At 60.3% G+C, this 21,848-nt stretch carries 22 protein-coding genes; 16 read left to right on the plus strand and 6 right to left on the minus strand.

Annotated elements, in window-relative coordinates; all coding sequences use genetic code 11:
- Positions 1-92 precede the first annotated feature (92 nt).
- The gene (locus LIY45_RS16195; protein ID WP_226476905.1) at positions 93-317 is read left to right on the plus strand and encodes a DUF1161 domain-containing protein; all 225 of its coding nucleotides are present in this window, start codon (positions 93-95) and stop codon (positions 315-317) included.
- Between the two features lie 115 nt (positions 318-432).
- Here the strand turns inward: LIY45_RS16195 and LIY45_RS16200 are convergent, their stop codons facing one another.
- Positions 433-1,434 (minus strand): LLM class flavin-dependent oxidoreductase, encoded by a 1,002-nt coding sequence (locus tag LIY45_RS16200; protein WP_093203330.1) that lies wholly within the window; start codon positions 1,432-1,434, stop codon positions 433-435.
- Positions 1,435-1,650: 216 nt separating this feature from the next.
- On the opposite strand from LIY45_RS16200, the gene LIY45_RS16205 reads away from it, so the two are divergent.
- On the plus strand, positions 1,651-2,082 hold the full coding sequence (locus LIY45_RS16205; RefSeq protein ID WP_226476906.1) for an OsmC family protein: 432 nt from the start codon (positions 1,651-1,653) through the stop codon (positions 2,080-2,082).
- 113 nt (positions 2,083-2,195) lie between these two features.
- Entirely contained in the window at positions 2,196-2,435 is a 240-nt protein-coding gene (locus tag LIY45_RS16210; RefSeq protein WP_017477944.1) for a DUF1161 domain-containing protein, read from the plus strand.
- Here LIY45_RS16210 and LIY45_RS16215 read toward each other — a convergent pair whose 3' ends face one another.
- A complete protein-coding gene (locus LIY45_RS16215; RefSeq protein WP_017477945.1) occupies positions 2,436-2,858 on the minus strand; it encodes a hypothetical protein in 423 nt (140 codons plus the stop codon). It abuts the gene before it with no gap.
- A gap of 142 nt (positions 2,859-3,000) precedes the next feature.
- Here LIY45_RS16215 and LIY45_RS16220 point away from each other — a divergent pair, with 142 nt between their 5' ends.
- Positions 3,001-4,056 carry an aminopeptidase gene (locus LIY45_RS16220; RefSeq protein WP_226476907.1) on the plus strand — a complete coding sequence of 352 codons (1,056 nt, stop codon included), beginning with the start codon at positions 3,001-3,003 and terminating at the stop codon, positions 4,054-4,056.
- Between the two features lie 96 nt (positions 4,057-4,152).
- Here the strand turns inward: LIY45_RS16220 and LIY45_RS16225 are convergent, their stop codons facing one another.
- Together LIY45_RS16225 and LIY45_RS16230 are read right to left on the minus strand one after the other, a co-directional pair.
- Positions 4,153-4,806 carry an HAD family hydrolase gene (locus LIY45_RS16225; RefSeq protein ID WP_226476908.1) on the minus strand — a complete coding sequence of 218 codons (654 nt, stop codon included), beginning with the start codon at positions 4,804-4,806 and terminating at the stop codon, positions 4,153-4,155.
- Between the two features lie 11 nt (positions 4,807-4,817).
- Positions 4,818-5,360, minus strand: coding sequence for a gamma carbonic anhydrase family protein (locus LIY45_RS16230; protein ID WP_169386733.1), 543 nt, complete (start codon positions 5,358-5,360; stop codon positions 4,818-4,820).
- A 54-nt stretch (positions 5,361-5,414) separates the two neighbouring features.
- Between LIY45_RS16230 and prlC the strand changes: the two genes are divergently transcribed.
- Both prlC and LIY45_RS16240 read left to right on the plus strand, forming a co-directional pair.
- Entirely contained in the window at positions 5,415-7,514 is a 2,100-nt protein-coding gene (gene prlC / locus LIY45_RS16235; RefSeq protein ID WP_226476909.1) for an oligopeptidase A, read from the plus strand.
- Positions 7,511-7,783: a YheV family putative zinc ribbon protein gene (locus LIY45_RS16240; RefSeq protein ID WP_226476910.1), complete on the plus strand. Its 273-nt coding sequence runs from the start codon at positions 7,511-7,513 to the stop codon at positions 7,781-7,783. The genes prlC and LIY45_RS16240 overlap by 4 nt, the downstream gene beginning before the upstream one ends.
- A 27-nt stretch (positions 7,784-7,810) precedes the next feature.
- Here LIY45_RS16240 and LIY45_RS16245 read toward each other — a convergent pair whose 3' ends face one another.
- Entirely contained in the window at positions 7,811-8,497 is a 687-nt protein-coding gene (locus LIY45_RS16245; protein WP_226476911.1) for a dual specificity protein phosphatase family protein, read from the minus strand.
- A 276-nt stretch (positions 8,498-8,773) separates the two neighbouring features.
- Here LIY45_RS16245 and LIY45_RS16250 point away from each other — a divergent pair, with 276 nt between their 5' ends.
- The 6 genes from LIY45_RS16250 (at position 8,774) to LIY45_RS16275 (ending at position 16,309) form a co-directional block, all read left to right on the plus strand.
- Positions 8,774-9,514 (plus strand): gluconate 2-dehydrogenase subunit 3 family protein, encoded by a 741-nt coding sequence (locus LIY45_RS16250; RefSeq protein WP_017477951.1) that lies wholly within the window; start codon positions 8,774-8,776, stop codon positions 9,512-9,514.
- A 2-nt stretch (positions 9,515-9,516) separates the two neighbouring features.
- Positions 9,517-11,301, plus strand: a complete 1,785-nt coding sequence (locus tag LIY45_RS16255; RefSeq protein WP_026078029.1) for a GMC family oxidoreductase — start codon at positions 9,517-9,519, stop codon at positions 11,299-11,301.
- Positions 11,302-11,313: 12 nt separating this feature from the next.
- Positions 11,314-12,612, plus strand: coding sequence for a cytochrome c (locus tag LIY45_RS16260; protein WP_226476912.1), 1,299 nt, complete (start codon positions 11,314-11,316; stop codon positions 12,610-12,612).
- 81 nt (positions 12,613-12,693) lie between these two features.
- Complete coding sequence (locus tag LIY45_RS16265) at positions 12,694-13,752, plus strand: PA0069 family radical SAM protein (RefSeq protein WP_226476913.1); 1,059 nt, start codon at positions 12,694-12,696, stop codon at positions 13,750-13,752.
- Between the two features lie 198 nt (positions 13,753-13,950).
- Positions 13,951-14,682: a carbonic anhydrase gene (locus tag LIY45_RS16270; RefSeq protein ID WP_017477955.1), complete on the plus strand. Its 732-nt coding sequence runs from the start codon at positions 13,951-13,953 to the stop codon at positions 14,680-14,682.
- A gap of 85 nt (positions 14,683-14,767) precedes the next feature.
- Complete coding sequence (locus LIY45_RS16275) at positions 14,768-16,309, plus strand: SulP family inorganic anion transporter (protein WP_226476914.1); 1,542 nt, start codon at positions 14,768-14,770, stop codon at positions 16,307-16,309.
- Between the two features lie 128 nt (positions 16,310-16,437).
- Here LIY45_RS16275 and LIY45_RS16280 read toward each other — a convergent pair whose 3' ends face one another.
- Positions 16,438-17,085 (minus strand): hypothetical protein, encoded by a 648-nt coding sequence (locus LIY45_RS16280; protein WP_017477957.1) that lies wholly within the window; start codon positions 17,083-17,085, stop codon positions 16,438-16,440.
- 368 nt (positions 17,086-17,453) lie between these two features.
- Between LIY45_RS16280 and coxB the strand changes: the two genes are divergently transcribed.
- The 4 genes from coxB to LIY45_RS16300 all read left to right on the plus strand — a co-directional run bounded on the left by coxB (position 17,454) and on the right by LIY45_RS16300 (position 21,845).
- Positions 17,454-18,581, plus strand: coding sequence for a cytochrome c oxidase subunit II (gene coxB / locus LIY45_RS16285; protein ID WP_226476915.1), 1,128 nt, complete (start codon positions 17,454-17,456; stop codon positions 18,579-18,581).
- Between the two features lie 58 nt (positions 18,582-18,639).
- Positions 18,640-20,229: a cytochrome c oxidase subunit I gene (gene ctaD, locus LIY45_RS16290; RefSeq protein ID WP_226476916.1), complete on the plus strand. Its 1,590-nt coding sequence runs from the start codon at positions 18,640-18,642 to the stop codon at positions 20,227-20,229.
- Positions 20,230-20,370: 141 nt separating this feature from the next.
- The gene (locus tag LIY45_RS16295; protein WP_177084514.1) at positions 20,371-20,922 is read left to right on the plus strand and encodes a cytochrome c oxidase assembly protein; all 552 of its coding nucleotides are present in this window, start codon (positions 20,371-20,373) and stop codon (positions 20,920-20,922) included.
- A 35-nt stretch (positions 20,923-20,957) separates the two neighbouring features.
- Positions 20,958-21,845 carry a cytochrome c oxidase subunit 3 gene (locus tag LIY45_RS16300; RefSeq protein WP_177043565.1) on the plus strand — a complete coding sequence of 296 codons (888 nt, stop codon included), beginning with the start codon at positions 20,958-20,960 and terminating at the stop codon, positions 21,843-21,845.
- The last annotated feature ends 3 nt before the right edge of the window (positions 21,846-21,848 follow it).

A 21,848-nucleotide genomic window follows, 5' to 3' on the forward strand; every position in this document is an offset into this window, starting at 1 on the left:
GCCGATTGCCATAAACTCCGCTACAACCTTTAGGCACGTCGGCGTGACGAGCGGCGACGTGCTTCCTTTCGATCAACCCAAGGAAGTGACGGATGAAGAACTTTTTGTTGGCGGTAGGTTTGTTGAGCATTGCGGGCACAGCCCTGGCGGCGGGCAAGCCTTGTGAAGAGCTGAAAAGCGATATCGCGGCGAAACTGGATGCCAAGGGTGTTGCGCATTATTCGCTGGAGGTAGTGGATAAAGGCGCTGCCAGCGATCGCAAGGTAGTGGGTAGCTGCGAAGGCGGCACCAAGGAAATCGTCTACAAGCGCGGGTGATCCCGTGTTGCAGACGTAAAAAACCGACGCAAGTGCGTCGGTTTTTTTTGATCGTTCCCTCGCTCCGCGTGGGAATGTAGCCTGGGACGCTCTGCGTCCCGCCTCACTCCGAGATTCACCCCTTCATGATTTGGGCCAGCAGCTCGTAGGAATGAATCCGGTCGGCGTGCTCGTACAGGTCACAGGTGAAGATCAGCTCATCAGCGCCGGTCTGCTCCACCAGCACTTCCAGCTTGGCGCGGATCTTCTGCGGGCTGCCCACCATGGCCAGGCCAAGGAAACTGCCTACAGCGTCTTTTTCATGGGGCAGCCAAAGGCCGTCCATGGTCTTGACCGGCGGGCGCTGCACCAGGCTTTGCCCACGCATCAGCGCGAGAATTCTCTGGTACACCGAGGTGGCCAGGTAGTCGGCCTGCTCATCGGTGTCGGCGGCTACCAGCGGGATACCGAGCATCACGTAGGGCTTGTCCAGCACGGCCGAAGGCTTGAAGTGGTTGCGGTAGACGCGAATCGCTTCATGCATCAGGCGCGGTGCGAAATGTGAGGCAAAGGCGTAGGGCAAACCGCGCTCACCTGCCAGTTGCGCGCTGAACAGACTGGAACCCAATAGCCATACAGGGACGTTGGTGCCGGTACCGGGTACGGCGATCACTCGCTGGTCCGGAGTGCGCGGGCCGAGGTAGGCCATCAGTTCAGCCACGTCTTCCGGGAAATCATCGGCGCTGCCGGAGCGTTCACGGCGCAGGGCGCGGGCGGTGATCTGGTCGGAGCCGGGCGCGCGGCCCAGGCCCAGGTCGATACGGCCCGGATATAGGCTTTCCAGGGTGCCGAATTGCTCGGCGATCACCAACGGCGCGTGGTTGGGCAGCATCACGCCACCGGAACCGACACGAATCGTCGAGGTGCCGCCCGCCAGATAACCCAGCAATACCGAGGTCGCCGAGCTGGCGATACCGTCCATATTGTGGTGTTCGGCCACCCAGAAGCGGTTGTAGCCGAATTTTTCCACGTGCTGGGCCAGGTCCAGGGAATTGCGCAGCGACTGCGCCGGACTGCCGTTGGCGCGCACTGGCACGAGGTCGAGGGTCGAGAATTTTACGTCGGACAGCGATTTCATAAGCCTGCTTCTCCAATGGGGGCGCAGGCTTCTAAGACGAACCAAAACCTGCCGCTTCATGTGCATGTCTATGCAATGAGGGCATATACCCGAGATTCAATAGCGATGGTGAAATTTCCTACTTAATTGCTAGGTTTCTCCGACAAGATGAACTTTGCCGTGGCGTCTATCCTCAGAACCCTTACTAACGCAAAACCACCGTTCGAGGAGACCGCTATGAGTATCGTTAAAAAAGCATCCGCGCATTGGGAAGGCGACCTGAAGACTGGCCTGGGTTCCATTTCCACGGAAACCGGCGTGCTGCGCGAAGCGCCCTACGGCTTCAAGGCCCGTTTCGAAGGGGGTAAGGGCACCAACCCTGAAGAACTGATCGGCGCAGCCCATGCCGGTTGTTTCTCCATGGCGTTTTCCATGATTCTCGGCGACGCCGGGCTCAAGGCCGACAGCATCGACACCCAGGCCGAAGTGACCCTGGACCAAGTGGACGGTGGCTTTGCGATTACTACTGTGCACCTGACTCTCAAGGCGAAGATCCCAGGCGCCAGCCAGGCGCAGTTCGATGAACTGAGCAAAAAGGCCAAGGAAGGATGCCCGGTGTCCAAGGTACTGAATGCAACCATTACCCTGGATGGCACGCTGATTAGTTGATGCAACCCTCTTGCAGGTGCGAGCTTGCTCGCTCCTGCAGGTGCAAATGTGGTCGAATAGCCGATTGCAGACTTAGCGCACACTCGTGCGCGTGCATTCAGGGAGCTTCACACATGAAACGTATTGCCTTGGCGGTTATCTGCGGTGCACTGGCCACGTCGGCGCTGGCCGCGCCGAAAGACTGTGAAGAGCTCAGGAAAGAGATTGAGGTCAAAATCCAGGCGAATGCCGTTCCGTCCTACACCCTCGAAATCGTCAGCAAGGAAGAAGCCGACAAGCACGACAGCGCCATGGTTGTAGGCACGTGTGAGTTCGGCACCAAGGCTATCGTCTACCAGAAGAACAACGACTGATCAGATGCAGTTGACGCTACGTTCTTGCGCCAGTAACTGACCCGCTTTGTTGTACAGCCGGATATTCGGGTTGTAGCCCAGTGAGCGCCCTTCCAGGCGATAGCGCTGGCCTGCCTCGAAACGGTCGTATTGCAGGGTCATGAAGCAGGTCCGGTCGGTGGTTTGCCCCATTCCGCCGAAGCTGCCGCCGGTAGGCACCTCGAAATCAAAACGCACCATCAGTTCATGGCTGCCAGGCGGCACCTGGAAGAAGCGCCCGTCGTTCAGGTTTTTTCCGTCCAGGCGTTGTGCCATCACCAGCTTGGCGCCGGGTGTCGGGGTGGCGAAGTCGACCCAGGCTTGTTGCGGATCAACCGCCGGTAGCGGCGTCGACGTGCAGGCACTGAGAAAGACTGCGGCGATGGGAAGCAGTAGCTGACGCATGTTAAGCACTCAACGGTAGGAATGGTTTTTTAAGCGGCTGCGTTCGGCAGCACGCTCCCTATGAGTATAAACACGCCACGCCATGGAAAAATTCCCCACAGGCGAGATAGTCTGGCGGGATAGTTACCGGCGAGAGGTTTGAATGGTCAGGCGTTTGCTTCCCGGCTTGATGCTGCTGTTGCTCAGTGGCTGCTCCAGCGTCAGTTATTACAGCCAACTGGCAGACGGCCAATGGCAATTGCTGCGTGCCCGGGAGCCGGTCTCCAAGGTCATCGCCGACCCGTCCCGGCCACAGGTGCTGCGGGACCACTTGGCGCAGTCGCAGAAAGCCCGCACCTTTGCCAGCGAGCACCTGCACCTGCCGGACAACCAGAGTTACCGTTTGTATGCGGACATTGGCCGCCCTTATGTGGTCTGGAACGTCTTCGCCACGCCGGAATTTTCCCTGTCGCCGCAGACTCACTGCTTCCCGATTGCCGGGTGCGTGGCCTATCGCGGTTACTACAACCAGGGCGCCGCACGCGGCCAGGCGGCGTTGCTGAAGCAGCAAGGCATGGACGTGTCGATTGGTGGCGTGGAGGCCTACTCCACCCTCGGCTGGTTCAATGACCCGATCATGAGTTCGATGATGAGCTGGGGCGATGAGCGCCTGGCCACGCTGATTTTTCATGAGTTGGCGCACCAGCGGTTTTATGTGAAGGACGACACCGAGTTCAACGAGTCGTACGCCACCTTCGTCGAGCAGGAAGGCACCCGGCAATGGCGCGCAGCCCAAGGCTTGCCGCCTGCCAGCGAGTCAGCGTTGAAACAGCGCGACCAGTTCACCCGGCTGGTGCTCCATACCCGCAAGCGCCTGGAGCAACTGTATGCGCAGCCACTGGCGGCCGATGCCATGCGCCAGGCCAAGGCGGCCGAATTCGAGCGCCTGCGCAGTGACTATCGGCAAATGCGTGATAGCCAGTGGGGTGGTGACAAGCGCTACGACGCCTGGATGAACTTGCCGATGAACAACGCAAGGTTGTTGCCGTTTGGCCTGTATGACCAGTGGGTACCGGCGTTCGCCGCGTTGTTCCGGCAGGAAGGCGGGGATTGGCCGAAGTTCTTTGCGGCGGTGGAGAAGCTGGGCGGGTTGCCGGTGGATCAGCGCAAGGCGGCCCTGAAGGCGTTGGAGGGATCCGGGCAAGTGGTTGGCCGGTAGGGCCTCATCGCGGGCAAGCCCGGCTCCCACATTTGACTGAGTTGTCTTGGCCAACCGTGATCAAATGTGGGAGCTGGCTTGCCTGCGACAGCGCATTCAAGGCCGTTGCAAAAACGCCTGATGCATCTCGGCCAATGTTTCAAAATGCCAGGTCGGTGCTTCGGCACTCAGCTCCTCACGGCTGCCAAACCCGTAACCCACCGCCGCCGCATCCAGCCCATTGCTGCGGGCGCCGATCAGGTCGTGCTTGCGGTCGCCAATCATCAAGGTGGTGGCCGGGTCCAGGCCTTCTTCGGCCATCAGGTGGGCGATCAGCTCGACCTTGTTGGTGCGGGTGCCGTCCAGCTCGCTGCCGTAGATCACCTTGAAGTGTTTGGCGAAATCAAAATGCCGGGCGATTTCACGGGCGAACACCCACGGCTTGGACGTGGCCACATACAGCTGGCGCCCCTGGCCATTCAAGTCCTCAAGCAGCGGCATCACGCCGTCGAATACGCGGTTTTCGTACAGGCCGGTGACCTTGAAGCGCTCGCGGTAAAAATTCACCGCCTCCCACGCCTTGGCTTCGTCGAAGCCATAGAACTGCATGAAGGCTTGCAGCAGCGGCGGGCCGATGAAGTGCTCAAGCTTGGTCAGGTCCGGCTCGTCGATCCCCAGTTTGGCGAGGGCGTACTGGATCGAGCGGGTGATGCCTTCGCGCGGGTCGGTGAGGGTGCCATCGAGGTCGAACAGAACGGTCTGGTAATGCATGGGTGTCCTTGTCATTGGTCGAAGCCTTCGGCCAGGTGCAGGTCTTTGAGCTTTACGTAGTTCGCGGCGCTGTAGGTGAAAAATGCCCGCTCCTTGTCAGTCAGCGGGCGGATTTGTTTAACCGGGCTGCCGACATACAAAAAACCGCTCTCGAGTTTCTTGCCCGGCGGTACCAGGCTGCCGGCGCCGATGATCACATCGTCTTCCACCACGGCGCCGTCCATCACAATGCTGCCCATGCCGATCAGAATCCGGCTGCCTACCGTGCAGCCATGCAGCATGACTTTGTGGGCAATGGTCACATCGTCGCCGATCAACAGCGGGAAACCATCAGGATTGAAGGGCCCCGCGTGGGTAATGTGCAGCACGCAGCCGTCCTGCACGCTGGTGCGCGCCCCGATGCGGATGCGGTGCATGTCGCCGCGGATCACCGTCAGCGGCCATACCGAGCTGTCGGCGCCGATTTCGACGTCGCCGATCACCACCGCCGATGCATCGACGAAAGCCCCGGCGGCCAAGGCCGGCGTGTGATTCTGGTAGGTGCGAAGGGTCACGATAGGCTCTCTCTCTTCTGCTGATAGCTGCGGTGGGCGTTGATTGTAATTAAGATGGCCCCATCTTTGTTCTTACATGTTTCTTCAGCCAAGGTGCCCACCGTGAGCGCGAACAACCCTCTTCTGCAGCCCTACGACCTGCCGCCGTTCTCGGCGATCCGTGCCGAGCACGTACAGCCGGCCATCGAACAGATCCTCGCCGACAACCGCGTCGCCATCGAAGGCATCCTGCAAAGCCAGGGTAAAAATCCGACCTGGGCCGGCCTGGTCCTGGCCATGGACGAACTCAATGACCGCCTGGGCGCCGCCTGGAGCCCGGTCAGCCACCTGAACGCCGTGTGCAACAGCACCGAGCTGCGCGAAGCCTACGAGGCTTGCCTGCCGGCATTGAGCGCCTACTCCACCGAGATGGGCCAAAACCGCGAGCTGTTCCAGGCCTTCGAAGCCCTGGCCAACAGCCCGGAAGCCGTCGGCTTCGACGTGGCGCAAAAAACCATTCTGGAACACTCCCTGCGGGACTTCCGCCTGTCGGGTATCGATTTGCCGCCTGAGCAGCAAAAACGTTATGCCGAAGTGCAGAGCAAACTCTCCGAACTGGGCAGCAAGTTCTCCAACCAATTGCTCGACGCCACCCAGGCCTGGACCAAGCACGTCACTGACGAAGCGACCCTCGCCGGCCTGACCGATTCGTCCAAGGCGCAAATGGCGGCGGCTGCCCAGGCCAAAGGCCTGGACGGCTGGCTGATCACCCTGGAATTCCCGTGCTACTACGCGGTGATGACCTACGCCCACGACCGCGCCCTGCGTGAAGAAATCTACGCCGCCTACTGCACCCGTGCGTCGGACCAAGGCCCGAATGCCGGTCAGAACGATAACGGCCCGGTCATGGAACAGATCCTCGACCTGCGTCAGGAACTCGCTCAACTGCTGGGTTTCGCCTCGTTCTCCGAACTGAGCCTGGCCACCAAAATGGCCGAGTCCAGCGACCAGGTGCTGAGCTTCCTGCGAGACCTGGCCCAGCGCAGCAAGCCGTTTGCCACCCAGGACCTGCAACAGCTCAAGGTCTACGCCGCCGAACAAGGCTGCCCGGACCTGCAAAGCTGGGACAGCGGCTTCTACGGCGAAAAACTGCGTGAACAGCGCTACAGCGTTTCCCAGGAAGCCCTGCGCGCCTACTTCCCGATCGACAAGGTGCTCAGTGGCCTGTTCGCTATCGTGCAGCGCCTGTACGGCATCGAGATCGCCGAGCAGAAAGGCTTCGACACCTGGCACCCGGACGTTCGCCTGTTCGAAATCAAGGAAAACGGCCAGCACGTCGGCCGCTTCTTCTTCGACCTGTACGCCCGCGCCAACAAGCGCGGCGGGGCCTGGATGGACGGCGCCCGTGACCGTCGCCGCACCCTTGATGGCGTGCTGCAAAGCCCGGTGGCCAACCTGGTGTGCAACTTCACCCCGGCCGACAGCGGCAAGCCTGCCCTGCTGACCCACAATGAAGTGACCACACTCTTCCACGAATTCGGCCACGGCCTGCACCACCTGTTGACCCGTGTCGATCACGCTGGCGTGTCCGGCATCAACGGCGTGGCCTGGGATGCGGTGGAGTTGCCAAGCCAGTTCATGGAGAACTGGTGCTGGGAGCCGGAAGGCCTGGCGCTGATTTCCGGCCACTATGAAACCGGTGAGCCGCTGCCTCAGGACCTGCTGGAAAAAATGCTCGCGGCGAAGAACTTCCAGTCCGGCCTGATGATGGTTCGCCAGTTGGAGTTCTCGCTGTTCGACTTCGAGCTGCACGCTACCCACGGCGATGGCCGCAGTGTGCTGCAGGTGCTGGAAGGCGTGCGTGATGAGGTGTCGGTGATGCGCCCGCCCGCCTACAACCGCTTCCCCAACAGCTTCGCGCATATCTTCGCGGGCGGTTACGCTGCGGGTTACTACAGCTACAAGTGGGCGGAAGTGCTGTCGGCGGATGCCTTCTCCAAGTTCGAAGAAGACGGCGTGCTCAATGCCGAGACTGGCCGGGCGTTCCGCGAGGCGATCCTGGCCCGTGGCGGTTCCCAGGCACCGATGGTGCTGTTCGTCGACTTCCGCGGACGTGCGCCCTCGATTGACGCACTCTTGCGCCACAGCGGCCTGAGTGAGGACGCGGCAGCATGAGTGAAGCGCCTGTGAAAACCAAAAAACGCTTTATCGCCGGGGCAGTCTGCCCGGCGTGCAGCGAGCCGGACAAGTTGATGATGTGGAGCGAAGACGATGTGCCACATCGCGAGTGTGTGGCTTGCGGCTATTCCGACACGCTGAATGAACAAGGTCTGTCAGTGCCCAAGGAATTGGGCACGCGGGTCAATACATCGGCGTTGAAAGTACCGGATCCCAAGGTGCAGGCGGTGCAGTTCTTCCCCAATCCGAAGCTGAAAAAAGACTGACCGGCATGCGCCCCCTGAGCTGATGGCTCAGGGGGCGATCACCAGGGCGGTTTTTTCTGCCGTCGCGTCCTTGGCGTTGTCCGCGGTATTCAGCCAGCTTTTCATCGAGCACAGTGCAAAGGCGCTGGTGCTGCAATCGCCATTGGCCAACGCCGTGCGTAACTTGTCGATATCCGCCTTCATCATGTAGCGAACGCCGTCCTTGAAGCCTTTGCTGGCTCCAAAGCCACCGAGGGTCATTTCGTTCAGCGCTTCCTCTTTACTCCACCCCTGAACCACCACTCGATACATCGCCGCCATCAACCCGGTGCGATCCGAGCCGTGCTTGCAATGCATCAACACCGGGCCGTTGGCTTGTGCGTCCTGAATGGCGCGCAGGGCTTCCAGTACATCGGTGTCGTCAACATGGTTGGTTCGGTAGGTCAGTTGCACTTGCTTGATATCAGACGACTTCAGCCAGTTGGCATCAGATTCGGGCAGGAAGTTGATGACCGTACCGATCTTGAGTTTTTCCAGGACAGGAACGGCGCTGCTATCCGGTAGCGCGCTGCGATAGAGGGTGGGCGACATCTGATACAGGTTGTACTGGCTTCCCACGGGCTGCGCCCATTCCAGTGAGCGAATGGAAGCAGTGTCGTCGGCGTGCGCCTGGACGGTGGTAAACAGCGCCATGAATGCCAGGCTGATGGCAGGCAGCAATTGGTGATTGAACATGGGCGATGTAACCGAATAGGGAAATGGCTGATGGGGCACAGATTCGCCTACAGGGGATCAATGTCTCGTGAGGCACTCGTCAAAGAAACGTGAACGCCCGCTATTTTTTTCCCGCTGAATCGATTCCCCTCGATCCTTAGCCTGCTATCCTTTGTAACTATTGATTTCTGCCGTGTTCTATCCTTTTTGGGTCCTTTGGATCCCATTTGCTGCCAAAACTATAAGCCGCTCCCCGAAGCGGCTGATAAATCCGTGACCACATGATGAGGTGCCACCATGTCTGATCAAGATCAAGACAACCCCCGGCGTGAGTTTTTGCGCAAATCCTTGACCTTGATCCCCGTGGTCACTGTCGCCAGCACGGGCCTGGGCGGTTCGATGCTGATGGCGGTTCCCGAGCCGGCCCAAGCCAGCCCTGAAAAGGCACCTGTCAGCAGCAAGGCCTATGAGCCGAGCTATTTCACTGCCGAGGAATGGGCGTTTATCAACGCGGCCGTTGCCCGCCTGATCCCGGCGGACGACCAAGGCCCAGGCGCCCTGGAAGCCGGCGCGCCGGAATACATTGATCGTCAGATGAACACGCCCTACGCGGCGGGTGCCCTGTGGTTCATGCAAGGCCCGTTCAATGCCGACGCGCCGCCTGAAATGGGCTGGCAGAGCAAACTGGTGCCCAAGGAGATCTATCGCCTGGGCATTGCTGCCACGGATGCCTGGTCGAAAGCGATGAACGGTAAGTTATTTGCCGAGCAAGACAGCGCTACCCAGGACAAATTGTTGCAGCGCCTGGAGGCTGGCGACGCGCAATTCGACAGCGTACCGCCGAAGATTTTTTTCAATCTGTTGCTGCAAAACACCAAGGAAGGGTTCTTCTGCGACCCGGTCCACGGTGGCAACAAAGGCATGGTCGGCTGGACCATGATCGGCTTCCCCGGCGCCCGCGCCGATTTCATGGATTGGGTTGAACGCAACGAGCAATACCCCTTCCCGGCTGTATCGATCCGTGGCGAGAGGGCATAAACGTGGCGACCATCATGAAGAAAGTGGATGCGGTGATCGTCGGCTTCGGCTGGACTGGCGCGATCATGGCCAAGGAGCTGACGGAAGCGGGCCTCAACGTGGTAGCGCTGGAGCGCGGCCCGATGCAGGATACCTACCCGGACGGCAACTATCCCCAGGTCATCGACGAACTGACCTACAGCGTGCGTAAAAAGCTCTTTCAGGACATCTCCAAGGAAACCGTGACCATTCGCCATAGTGTGAATGACGTCGCCATGCCCAACCGCCAACTCGGCGCCTTCTTGCCCGGTAACGGTGTTGGCGGTGCCGGTCTGCACTGGTCCGGCGTGCACTTCCGGGTGGACCCGATCGAGTTGCGCATGCGCAGCCATTACGAAGAGCGCTACGGGAAAAACTTCATTCCCAAGGACATGACCATCCAGGATTTCGGCGTCAGCTATGAAGAGCTGGAGCCGTTCTTCGACTATGCCGAGAAAGTCTTCGGCACCTCGGGGCAAGCCTGGACGGTGAAAGGCCAACTGGTGGGCGAAGGCAAGGGCGGCAACCCTTATGCGCCGGATCGCTCCAATCACTTCCCGCTGGAATCGCAGAAGAACACTGTCTCCGCACAGCTGTTCCAGAAGGCCGCCACGGCCGTGGGCTACAAACCCTACAACCTGCCTTCCGCGAATACGTCGGGTCCTTACACCAATCCCTACGGTGCGCAGATGGGGCCGTGCAACTTCTGCGGCTTTTGCAGCGGTTATGTCTGCTACATGTATTCCAAGGCTTCGCCGAACGTGAACATCCTGCCGGCCTTGCGGCTGGAGCCCAAGTTCGAACTGCGGCCCAATTCTCACGTGCTGAAGGTCAATCTCGACAGCACCAAGCGCAAGGCGACCGGCGTGACGTATGTCGACGCCCAGGGGCGGGAATGCGAGCAGCCGGCGGACCTGGTGATCCTCGGTTCCTTCCAGTTCAACAACGTGCGCCTGATGCTGCTGTCGGGCATTGGCAAACCCTACGACCCGATCTCCGGCGAGGGCGTGGTGGGCCGCAACTTCGCCTACCAGAACATGGCGACCATCAAGGCGTTCTTCGACAAGGACGTGCACACCAACAACTTCATCGGTGCCGGCGGCAATGGCGTGGCGATCGATGACTTCAACGCGGACAACTTCGACCACGGGCCTCACGGCTTTGTGGGCGGCTCGCCAATGTGGGTCAACCAGGCAGGCAGCCGGCCGATTGCTGGCACCTCAAACCCGCCGGGCACGCCGGCCTGGGGCAGCGCGTGGAAGCGCGCCACGGCTGATTACTACACCCACCAGGTGTCGATGGATGCTCACGGCGCCCATCAATCCTACCGTGGCAACTACCTCGACCTGGACCCGGTTTACCGCGATGCCTACGGCATGCCGCTGCTGCGCATGACCTTCGACTGGCAGGAAAACGACATCAAGATGAACCGCTTCATGGTCGACAAAATGAGCAAGATCGCCGAAGCGATGAACCCCAAGGCAATCGCCTTGCTGGGCAAAAAGGTGGGCGAGCACTTCAACACCGCCTCTTACCAGACCACCCACCTCAACGGTGGGGCGATCATGGGCACCGACCCGAAAACCAGTGCCTTGAACCGCTACTTGCAGTGCTGGGACGTACACAACGTGTTTGTCCCGGGCGCTTCCGCGTTCCCACAAGGGTTGGGCTACAACCCTACGGGTCTGGTGGCGGCATTGACCTACTGGTCGGCGCGGGCAATTCGCGAGCAGTACCTGAAAAACCCCGGCCCACTGGTTCAGGCATAAGGAGCGATGACCATGAAAGCATTTGTGATTGCCTCGCTCGCCTTGATCAGCAGCTGCTCGGTCAGTGCGGCTGAAACCGACCTGGTCAAACAGGGCGAATACCTGGCGCGTGCCGGTGACTGCGTGGCCTGCCACACCGCCAAGGGCGGCAAGCCGTTCGCCGGTGGCCTGCCGATGGAAACCCCGATTGGCACTATTTACTCCACCAACATCACCCCGGATAAAACCGGCTTGGGCGACTACAGCTTCGAGGACTTCGACCAGGCCGTGCGCCATGGCGTCGCCAAGAACGGCAGCACCCTTTACCCGGCGATGCCCTATCCGTCTTATGCGAAGGTCAGTGAAAGCGACATGCAGGCGCTGTACGCGTACTTCATGAAGGGTGTAGAGCCGGTGGCGCAAGCTAACAAGGACAGCGACATTCCCTGGCCGTTGAGCATGCGTTGGCCGTTGGCCGGTTGGCGCTGGATGTTCGCGCCCAAGGTCGAGGACTATCAGGCCCAAGCGGGCGCGGACCCGGTGATCAGCCGTGGCGCGTATCTGGTGGAAGGTCTTGGCCACTGTGGTGCCTGCCATACGCCACGGGCGCTGACCATGGAGGAAAAATCCCTGAGTGCGTCGGACGGCAGCGCTTTCCTTTCCGGCAGCGCACCGCTGGAAGGCTGGATTGCCAAGAGCCTGCGGGGCGACCACAAGGACGGCCTGGGTAGCTGGAGCGAAGACCAACTGGTGCAATTCCTCAAGACCGGCCGCAGTGATCGCAGCGCAGTGTTTGGCGGCATGAGTGACGTTGTGGTCCACAGCATGCAGTACATGTCGGAAGATGACCTGACGGCTATCGCCCGTTACCTCAAGAGCCTGCCGGCGGTGGATCCCAAGGATCAGCCGCACCAGTACGACAAGCAGGTCGCCGATGCGCTGTGGAAAGGCGATGACAGCAAGCCCGGGGCATCGGTGTATATCGACAACTGCGCGGCGTGCCACCGCACCGATGGCCATGGCTACACCCGGGTATTCCCGGCGTTGGCGGGCAACCCGGTGTTGCAGACGGCGGATGCCACCTCGTTGATCAACATTGTGTTGAACGGCGGTACGCTGCCGGCGACCCACACCGCGCCTTCGACCTTCACCATGCCGGCGTTTGCCTGGCGTTTGTCGGATCAGGAAGTGGCGGATGTCGTCAGTTTCGTGCGAGGCAGTTGGGGTAACAAAGGCCAGCCGGTGAAAGCCAGTGACGTCGCGAACCTGCGCAAGAATGATATGCAGACGACCTCTGGCGATGACCTTGGCCAGGTGACCTCCAAGCACTGATTGGAGGTTGACCGCCAAACGGCACTGGTCAGAAACCTTGCGCCTCTATACTGTATAAAAAAACAGTATAGAGGCGCGTTCATGTCCACTCCTCTGCCGCCTCGCGGGCGCGGCACGGCCACCAACCTGCACAACCGTTTCGCGCCCACTGTCAGTGTGGCGGAAGACGACGGCTGGTATCAGGAAGTGCCACAGACCCAGGGCACCGAAGTCCGTATCGAAACCGCGAAAACCATCATCACCCGCAACAGCTCGCCGGATATCCCGTTTGATCGGGCGATCAACCCGTATCGTGGCTGCGAGCATGGCTGTATCTACTGCTATGCGCGGCCCAGCCACGCGTATTGGGACCTGTCGCCGGGGCTGGATTTCGAAACCAAGCTGATCGCCAAGACCAACGCCGCTGATGTGCTGGAGCAGCAATTGTCGAAACCGGGCTACACCTGCGCGCCGATCAACCTGGGCTCCAACACCGACCCGTACCAGCCTATCGAACGCGAGTACAGGATCACCCGGCAGACCCTCGAAGTGCTGCTGCGCTATCGCCACCCGGTGACGATCATTACCAAGGGTTCGCTGATCCTGCGGGACCTCGACCTGCTGACCGAGCTGGCGCAGCAACGGCTGGTGGCGGTAATGATCAGCCTCACCAGCCTGGACGATGAGCTCAAGCGCATCCTGGAACCGCGCACGGCTGCACCCAAGGCGCGGCTGCGGGCGATTCGGGTGATGCGTGAGGCGGGGATCCCGGTGGGCGTGTTGTGTTCACCGATGATTCCGATGATCAACGACAGCGAGCTGGAAAGCCTGCTGACCGAAGCGCATGCCGCTGGCGCACAAAGTGCGGCGTACATGATGCTGCGCCTGCCCCTGGAGGTTGCGCCGCTATTTGAAGAATGGCTGGCGGCCCACTACCCGCAGCGCGCGGCCCATGTAATGAGCCTGGTGCGGCAGGTGCGCGGTGGTGAGGTCTATGACAGCCGCTTCGGTGTACGCATGTGTGGCGAAGGGCCGTTTGCCGATTTGCTGGCGCAACGTTTCGCCAAGGCGATCAAACGATTGGGGCTCAATCGCCGGGAAGGGTTTAATCTGGATTGCACGGCGTTTTGCCCACCGGGCAGGCAGATGGCATTGTTGTAAACTGATGGGAAAGGCGCGTGACCTTGTTGGGGATAGTCGCGTTTTGATATCACTGAAAGCCCCGATCTAGAGCGGTTCATTCAGTTTGAGTTAAGTTTCGGCGGGTACCTTGTTCATCGAGTGACTAATGAGTCGGCGCTTCGGTTTGGGCGCCAGCCGCACTGGAAAACTCCCCTGCTCCAACCAAGAGGATGAATTATGAGTGACAAGGATAAACAGCCGTTGGCTGCGTCGGCTTCAGCCCCTCACGAGGCGGAGTCCGCCGATGCAGCGCTGCAGCACATCGTTGAAGGCTTTTTGCATTTCCATAACGAGATCTTTCCGCAGCAGGAAGAACTCTTCAAAAAACTCGCCACGGCCCAAAGCCCACGAGCGATGTTCATCACCTGCGCCGACTCGCGCATCGTTCCCGAACTGATCACCCACAGTTCCCCAGGGGATTTGTTCGTGACCCGTAACGTCGGCAACGTCGTGCCGCCTTATGGGCAGATGAACGGCGGTGTTTCCACGGCCATCGAGTACGCGGTACTGGCCCTCGGCGTGCAGCACATCATCATTTGCGGCCACTCCGATTGCGGCGCCATGCGCGCAGTGCTCAACCCCCTGAGCCTGGAAAAAATGCCCACGGTAAAGGCCTGGCTGCGCCACGCCGAGGTCGCCAAGACCATGGTCCAGGACAACTGTGACTGCGCCAACGAGCACGAAAGCATGCATGTGCTGACCGAAGAAAACGTGATCGCCCAGTTGCAGCACCTGCGCACGCACCCGTCGGTAGCGTCGCGCATGGCCAATGGGCATCTGTTTATCCATGGCTGGGTCTACGACATCGAGACCAGCGAGATCAGGGCCTACGATGCGGATCAGGCGGCGTTCCTGCCGTTGAACGGTACCCAGCCGATCCCGTCCGCGACGCCAAAAGCGCGCTTCTAAAACAATCCCCTGTCGGGTAACGCGATGGCTGCCATTCGAGCAGCCAGGCGTTGCCACGCCCGGCAAATGCCTCGGGAGAGTCATCATGCGTGCTGCTCAATTAAAAGCTGTGCTGCCACGGGAGCTGCTGGCCTCCGTGGTTGTGTTTCTGGTTGCCTTGCCGCTGTGCATGGGGATCGCCATCGCGTCAGGGATGCCACCTGCTAAAGGCCTGATCACCGGGATCATCGGTGGGCTTGTGGTGGGTTGGTTGGCGGGGTCGCCGCTGCAAGTCAGCGGCCCGGCTGCTGGCTTGGCGGTGCTGGTGTTCGAACTGGTGCGCCAGCATGGTATGGCCATGCTCGGGCCGATCCTCTTGCTGGCCGGTTTCCTGCAGTTGGTGGCCGGGCGTTTGCGCCTGGGCTGCTGGTTCCGTGTTACGGCGCCTGCGGTGGTCTACGGGATGCTGGCGGGAATCGGGGTGCTGATTGTCCTGTCGCAGGTCCATGTGATGCTCGACGGTGTGCCAAAACCCTCCGGGCTGGATAACCTTGCCGGCTTTCCCGCCGCATTGGTCCAGGCGATTCCTACACTGGGCGGCGGGCTTGGCTGGCAGGCTGGCCTGCTAGGGCTGTCGACGATTCTGGTGATGTGGCTGTGGGACAAGTTCCGTCCGCAAAAGCTGCGTTTCGTGCCCGGCGCCTTGCTCGGCGTGGGATTGGCGACAGTTACCAGCCTGGTGCTGGCGTTGCAGGTCAAGCGTGTGGAGGTGCCGGAAAACCTGGCGGACGCTATCGACTGGCTACGCCCCAGCGACCTGCTGAACCTGGCCGATCCCACCCTGTTGATCGCCGCGTTCGCCGTGGCCTTTATCGCCAGTGCGGAAACGCTGCTTTCGGCAGCGGCAGTTGACCGCATGCACAGTGGCCAGCGTTCCGATTTCGACAAGGAATTGTCGGCGCAAGGCGTGGGCAACATGCTGTGTGGCCTGGTCGGCGCCCTGCCGATGACCGGTGTGATCGTGCGCAGTTCGGCCAACGTCCAGGCCGGCGCTACCACGCGTTTGTCGGCGATGTTCCACGGCTTGTGGCTGCTGGCGTTCGTGCTGTTGCTGTCCAGTGTGCTGCAAAGCATTCCGGTGGCGAGCCTGGCGGGTGTGCTGGTGTACACCGGGATCAAGCTGGTGGACATGAAGGCATTTCGTGGCCTGGCGCGTTACGGGCGGATGCCGATGTTTACCTACGCAGCGACAGCCCTGGCGATCATCTTCACCGACTTGTTGACGGGTGTGCTGGTGGGCTTTGGGCTGACACTGGTCAAGCTGGCGTTCAAGGCTTCACGCCTGAAAATAAGCCTGGTGGACCTGCCGCAGGATGGCGAGATGGAGTTGCGATTGACGGGGGCTGGGACCTTTCTCAAGGTGCCGGCATTGACTCAGGTGCTGTCGACGGTACCCGCCGGGACCACCTTGCATGTGCCACTCAATAACCTGAGTTACATCGACCACTCCTGCCTTGAATTGCTGGAAGAGTGGGGGCGGGCCAATGCGGCCAAGGGCTCGAAGCTGATGATCGAGGCACGGGGGTTGAAGCGCAGGTTGGAAGGACGGGTGCGGACGACGACCGGGATAGGTTCGGCTGCCGTGTGAACTATATATAACCCTGTGGGAGCCGGGCTTGCCCGCGATGGCGATAGATCAGTCAAAAATGTATTGGCTGATACACCGGCATCGCGGGCAAGCCCGCTCCCACATTTGATCTATGCAGGCCGGGACATTCAGGCTGGCTGGTCCAGCTCAAGGCCCACACCCAACTGCCGCGACAGGCACGGCCAGCGCTTCCACGCGGCTTCCGTGTCCGGGCTCTTGAGCTTGTCGCGGTACGTCTCGACCGACTCCAGGGCAAAGCTCTCTTCGTTGAGCATCTCATCCACGGCGTGGTGCACGGCTTCGTCCAACTGGTTGGCAAAGGTCTCGCCGATCAATTGGTGGGCAATCACGTTCGCCACCGTGGTATCCAGCGGAATCAACGGCTGGCCGAAGTGCTTGATATACAGATCGTTGACCTCCTCCACCAGGCGATGAGCCAGATAAGCCTCATCCAGCAATCCGTCCAAACCTTCATGCCCGGCCAGGATCGCTGGCGGTTGCAGGAAGAAATGCTCGGCGATTTTCAGCACCGGTTTGATCTGGCTTTCAATACCGGCCTCGCGGGCAACATCATTGGCTGCGTCCAGCAGATCCGGGACCTGGTCGATGTAGGCACTGACAAAACGTGTCATCACGCCCTTGGCGTCGACGTCAGGCAGGGAAATCGCCGGGTGCAGGTGCGGCAACTGGACTTCCAGCTGCAGAGCAAGCTGGCCAGTGCTGGATTCGTGTTGATGGGCACGGGAAATCTGCTCGCGCAATGCGGCGGTGTTCATGAAAGCTCCAGTGATGCAGGCGTAGGAAATAGGGAGAGAATAAGGTAGCTCGTTTATACGAGCGCCTAAGACGCATTTGTCATAATTATTTCACGGTTATGCACTGTCGTTATATCAAATCGCCATCGTTCGTCGGATAACGGGCGCCATCGGTCTTGTTGTGTGGTCTGTTTCCTCATTTTCGTTCATTTGCCCGATGACATTGCGGGGTGGCGGTCGCTGTCTATACTCGGTTTTGTACGCAATTAGCTGATGACGCCCGACTGCATGAGCAGGCAAGGCTTGGCGGTTGTAAGCAGTATGGAAGCCGCTCCCTTGGCCGCAGGTGCAAACCGGCGGGATAACAAGAATGATAAGGGGAACCCGCAATGACGCGACATCCACATGTTTGGATGGGCCTACTGTTGTGGTCAGTATTCAGCCAGGCGCAAGCCGCCTGGACCACGAATATGGCGCCAGGGGCCACTGAAGTCAGTCACGCCGTGTTTGACCTGCACATGACCATTTTCTGGATATGTGTGGCGATTGGCATTGTCGTGTTTGGCGCGATGTTCTGGTCGATGATCCTTCACCGGCGCTCCACGGGCCAGGTGGCGGCCAAATTTCACGAGAGTACGACGGTTGAGATTCTCTGGACCGTGGTGCCCTTGTTGATTCTGATCGCGATGGCGATTCCAGCCACCAAGACCCTTATCAACATGTATGACACCAGTGAATCGGATATCGATATCCAGATCACCGGCTACCAGTGGAAGTGGCACTACAAGTACCTGGGCCAGGACGTCGAGTTTTTCAGCAACCTGGCCACGCCCGCCGAGCAGATCCACAACCAGGCCGTCAAAGGTGAGCATTACCTGCTGGAGGTGGACCAGCCGCTGGTGCTGCCGGTGGGCGCCAAGGTGCGTTTTCTGGTGACCGCGGCCGACGTGATCCACTCCTGGTGGGTGCCGGCCTTTGCGGTCAAGCGTGATGCGATTCCCGGCTTCATCAACGAGGCCTGGACCCGGATCGAGAAGCCCGGCATCTACCGTGGCCAGTGCGCCGAGCTGTGCGGCAAGGACCATGGCTTCATGCCGATCGTGGTGGATGTGAAGACCCAGGCCGACTATGACACTTGGCTTGGCGAGCGCAAAGCCGAGGCGGCCAAGCTCAAGGAGCTGACCTCCAAGGAGTGGACCCTGGACGAGCTGGTGGCCCGTGGTGACAAGATTTACCACACCACCTGCGTGGCCTGTCACCAGGCTGAAGGCCAAGGCCTGCCGCCAATGTTCCCGGCGCTCAAAGGCTCGCCGATTGCCACGGGCCCCAAGGAAGACCACCTGCACCGCGTGTACTTCGGCAAGCCCGGCACCGCCATGGCGGCGTTCGGCAAGCAGCTGTCGGAAGTCGATATCGCAGCGGTCGTGACCTACGAGCGTAACGCCTGGGGCAACAACAAAGGCGACATGGTCACGCCTAAAGATGTGCTGGCTCTGAAACAGGCGGAAAGCAAATGACTTCCTTCATTGCGTATTCCCTGAACCGTCCCGCCCACTCGTTCGCAGGAGAAAGGCCATGAGCGCTGTGATCGATGACCACGGTCATGCCGGTGAGCACGCTCACGGCCCCGCCAAGGGCCTGATGCGCTGGGTGCTGACCACCAACCACAAAGACATCGGGACCATGTACCTGTGGTTCAGCTTCTGCATGTTCCTGCTCGGTGGCTCGTTCGCCATGGTGATCCGCGCCGAGCTGTTCCAGCCCGGCTTGCAGATCGTCGAGCCGGCGTTCTTCAACCAGATGACCACCATGCACGGCCTGGTGATGGTGTTCGGCGCGGTGATGCCGGCGTTTGTCGGCCTGGCCAACTGGATGATCCCGTTGATGATCGGCGCGCCCGACATGGCCCTGCCGCGCATGAACAACTTCAGTTTCTGGCTGTTGCCGGCGGCGTTCCTGATGCTGGTGTCCACCCTGTTCATGCCCGGCGGCGGGCCGAACTTCGGCTGGACCTTCTACGCCCCGCTCTCCACCACCTACGCGCCGGAAAGCGTGACCTTCTTCATCTTCGCCATCCACCTGATGGGCATCAGTTCGATCATGGGCGCGATCAACGTCATCGCCACCATCCTCAACCTGCGCGCCCCCGGCATGACCCTGATGAAAATGCCGCTGTTCGTCTGGACCTGGCTGATCACCGCGTTCCTGCTGATCGCGGTGATGCCGGTGTTGGCGGGTTGCGTGACCATGATGTTGATGGATATCCATTTCGGCACCAGCTTCTTCAGTGCCGCCGGTGGCGGTGACCCGGTGTTGTTCCAGCATGTGTTCTGGTTCTTCGGCCACCCGGAGGTGTACATCATGATCCTGCCGGCCTTTGGCGCCGTCAGCTCGATCATCCCGACCTTCTCGCGCAAGCCGCTGTTCGGTTACACCTCGATGGTGTACGCCACGGCGAGCATCGCGTTCCTGTCGTTCATCGTGTGGGCGCACCACATGTTCGTGGTGGGCATCCCGCTGGTGGGCGAGCTGTTCTTCATGTACGCCACGCTGCTGATCGCGGTGCCTACCGGGGTGAAAGTGTTCAACTGGGTCAGCACCATGTGGCAAGGCTCGCTGACCTTCGAGACGCCGATGCTGTTCGCCGTGGCCTTCGTGATTTTGTTCACCATTGGCGGTTTCTCCGGGCTGATGCTGGCGATCGCCCCGGCGGACTTCCAGTACCACGACACCTATTTTGTGGTGGCGCACTTCCATTACGTACTGGTGCCCGGCGCGATCTTCGGGATCTTCGCTTCGGCCTACTATTGGCTGCCGAAATGGACCGGCCACATGTACGACGAAACCCTGGGCAAGCTGCACTTCTGGCTGTCGTTCGTGGGGATGAACATGGCGTTCTTCCCGATGCACTTCGTAGGACTTGCCGGCATGCCGCGTCGGGTGCCGGACTACAACCTGCAGTTCGCCGATTTCAACATGGTCTCCTCCATCGGCGCTTTCACCTTTGGTGCGACGCAGATTTTCTTCCTGTTCATCGTCATCAAGTGCATCCGTGGCGGCCCGCCTGCGCCGGCCAAGCCGTGGGACGGTGCCGAAGGGCTGGAGTGGAGCATCCCTTCGCCTGCGCCGTACCACACCTTCACCACGCCGCCGGAGGTCAAATGAACACCTCCCCATCCTGTGGGAGCTGGCTTGCCTGCGATGGCATCACCTCGGTGTACCTGAAAGACCGAGTTGCCAGCATCGCAGGCAAGCCAGCTCCCACAGAAAGGCCATTCACAGAGCATTCATTCGTAGGTGGCCGCCATGCTTGAGTCCGTGCCTATCAAGCGCCTGGTCACACGGCTGCTGATCCTGGTGGTGGCAATGTTCGCCTTCGGCTTTGCCCTGGTGCCGATCTACGACGTGATGTGCAAGGCGTTCGGCATCAACGGCAAGACCGCCGGGCAGTATGAAGGCGAGCAGGTGGTGGACCCGACGCGCCAGGTGCGGGTGCAGTTCCTGTCCACCAATGCCATCGACATGGTCTGGGAATTCCACTCCAAGGCCGACGAGGTGGTGGTTAATCCCGGCGCGGTCACCGAGATGCTGTTCGTGGCCTACAACCCCACTGACAAGCCGATGACCGCCCAGGCGGTGCCGAGCATTTCGCCCGCCGAGGCGGCGATGTACTTCCACAAGACCGAGTGTTTTTGCTTCACCCAGCAAGTGCTACAGCCAGGTCAGCGCATAGAAATGCCGGTGCGCTTCATTGTCGATCGCGCCATGCCCAAGGATGTGAAGCATTTGACCCTGGCGTACACGCTGTTCGATATCACCGCGCGCCAACCGCCCGTGGCTGTCCATACCGGCGGCTAGGCGTTGCTTGCGGGCTCGATTAGGAGAACGAATACATGTCGACTCATGATACGTACTACGTACCAGCGCAAAGCAAATGGCCAATAATTGCCACGTTGGGCATGCTGATTACGGTGTTCGGATTGGCTACCTGGTTCAACGACCTGAAGGCCGCACGCCCGGAATCCCACGGCCCGCTGATCTTTTTCGTCGGCGGCCTGCTGTTGGCCTACATGATGTTTGGCTGGTTCGGCGCGGTGATCAAGGAAAGCCGCGCCGGTTTGTACAGTTCGCAGATGGACCGCTCCTTTCGCTGGGGCATGACCTGGTTCATCTTCTCCGAGGTGATGTTCTTCATCGCGTTCTTCGGCGCACTGTTTTATGTGCGGCATATGTCGGCGCCGTGGCTGGCGGGCGAAGGCCATAAGGGCATCGCGCACATGCTGTGGCCGAACTTCGAATTTGCCTGGCCGCTGCTGAACAATCCTGACCCGAAACTGTTTCCGGCGCCCAAAGGCACCATCAGCCCCTGGGGCTTGCCGCTGATCAACACGATCTTGCTGGTCAGCTCCAGCGTAACCATCACCATCGCCCACCACGCTTTGCGCAAGGGCCATCGCGGCGCGCTGAAGATCTGGCTGGCGATCACCGTACTGCTGGGTTGGGCATTTCTCGGGTTCCAGGCCGAGGAATACATCCATGCCTATAAGGAGCTGGGCCTGACCCTCGGTTCCGGCGTATACGGCGCGACCTTCTTCATGCTCACCGGCTTCCACGGCGCCCACGTGACCATCGGCACCATCATTTTGTTTGTGATGCTGATGCGCATCCTGAAGGGGCATTTCAACAACGAGCACCAGTTCGGGTTCGAGGCGGCCAGTTGGTATTGGCACTTTGTGGACGTGGTGTGGATCGGGCTGTTTTTCTTCGTTTACGTGCTTTGAGGT

The sequence above is a fragment of the Pseudomonas sp. MWU16-30323 genome (assembly GCF_020515595.1).
Taxonomy (GTDB): domain Bacteria; phylum Pseudomonadota; class Gammaproteobacteria; order Pseudomonadales; family Pseudomonadaceae; genus Aquipseudomonas; species Aquipseudomonas yamanorum.

Coding starts and splice junctions, on each gene's coding strand:
- LIY45_RS16195 (WP_226476905.1), top strand. CDS start 93: ATGAAGAACTTTTTGTTGGCGGTAGGTTTGTTGAGCATTGCGGGCACA.
- LIY45_RS16200 (WP_093203330.1), bottom strand. CDS start 1,434: ATGAAATCGCTGTCCGACGTAAAATTCTCGACCCTCGACCTCGTGCCA.
- LIY45_RS16205 (WP_226476906.1), top strand. CDS start 1,651: ATGAGTATCGTTAAAAAAGCATCCGCGCATTGGGAAGGCGACCTGAAG.
- LIY45_RS16210 (WP_017477944.1), top strand. CDS start 2,196: ATGAAACGTATTGCCTTGGCGGTTATCTGCGGTGCACTGGCCACGTCG.
- LIY45_RS16215 (WP_017477945.1), bottom strand. CDS start 2,858: ATGCGTCAGCTACTGCTTCCCATCGCCGCAGTCTTTCTCAGTGCCTGC.
- LIY45_RS16220 (WP_226476907.1), top strand. CDS start 3,001: ATGGTCAGGCGTTTGCTTCCCGGCTTGATGCTGCTGTTGCTCAGTGGC.
- LIY45_RS16225 (WP_226476908.1), bottom strand. CDS start 4,806: ATGCATTACCAGACCGTTCTGTTCGACCTCGATGGCACCCTCACCGAC.
- prlC (WP_226476909.1), top strand. CDS start 5,415: ATGGCCCCATCTTTGTTCTTACATGTTTCTTCAGCCAAGGTGCCCACC.
- LIY45_RS16240 (WP_226476910.1), top strand. CDS start 7,511: ATGAGTGAAGCGCCTGTGAAAACCAAAAAACGCTTTATCGCCGGGGCA.
- LIY45_RS16245 (WP_226476911.1), bottom strand. CDS start 8,497: ATGTTCAATCACCAATTGCTGCCTGCCATCAGCCTGGCATTCATGGCG.
- LIY45_RS16250 (WP_017477951.1), top strand. CDS start 8,774: ATGTCTGATCAAGATCAAGACAACCCCCGGCGTGAGTTTTTGCGCAAA.
- LIY45_RS16260 (WP_226476912.1), top strand. CDS start 11,314: ATGAAAGCATTTGTGATTGCCTCGCTCGCCTTGATCAGCAGCTGCTCG.
- LIY45_RS16265 (WP_226476913.1), top strand. CDS start 12,694: ATGTCCACTCCTCTGCCGCCTCGCGGGCGCGGCACGGCCACCAACCTG.
- LIY45_RS16270 (WP_017477955.1), top strand. CDS start 13,951: ATGAGTGACAAGGATAAACAGCCGTTGGCTGCGTCGGCTTCAGCCCCT.
- LIY45_RS16275 (WP_226476914.1), top strand. CDS start 14,768: ATGCGTGCTGCTCAATTAAAAGCTGTGCTGCCACGGGAGCTGCTGGCC.
- LIY45_RS16280 (WP_017477957.1), bottom strand. CDS start 17,085: ATGAACACCGCCGCATTGCGCGAGCAGATTTCCCGTGCCCATCAACAC.
- coxB (WP_226476915.1), top strand. CDS start 17,454: ATGACGCGACATCCACATGTTTGGATGGGCCTACTGTTGTGGTCAGTA.
- ctaD (WP_226476916.1), top strand. CDS start 18,640: ATGAGCGCTGTGATCGATGACCACGGTCATGCCGGTGAGCACGCTCAC.
- LIY45_RS16295 (WP_177084514.1), top strand. CDS start 20,371: ATGCTTGAGTCCGTGCCTATCAAGCGCCTGGTCACACGGCTGCTGATC.
- LIY45_RS16300 (WP_177043565.1), top strand. CDS start 20,958: ATGTCGACTCATGATACGTACTACGTACCAGCGCAAAGCAAATGGCCA.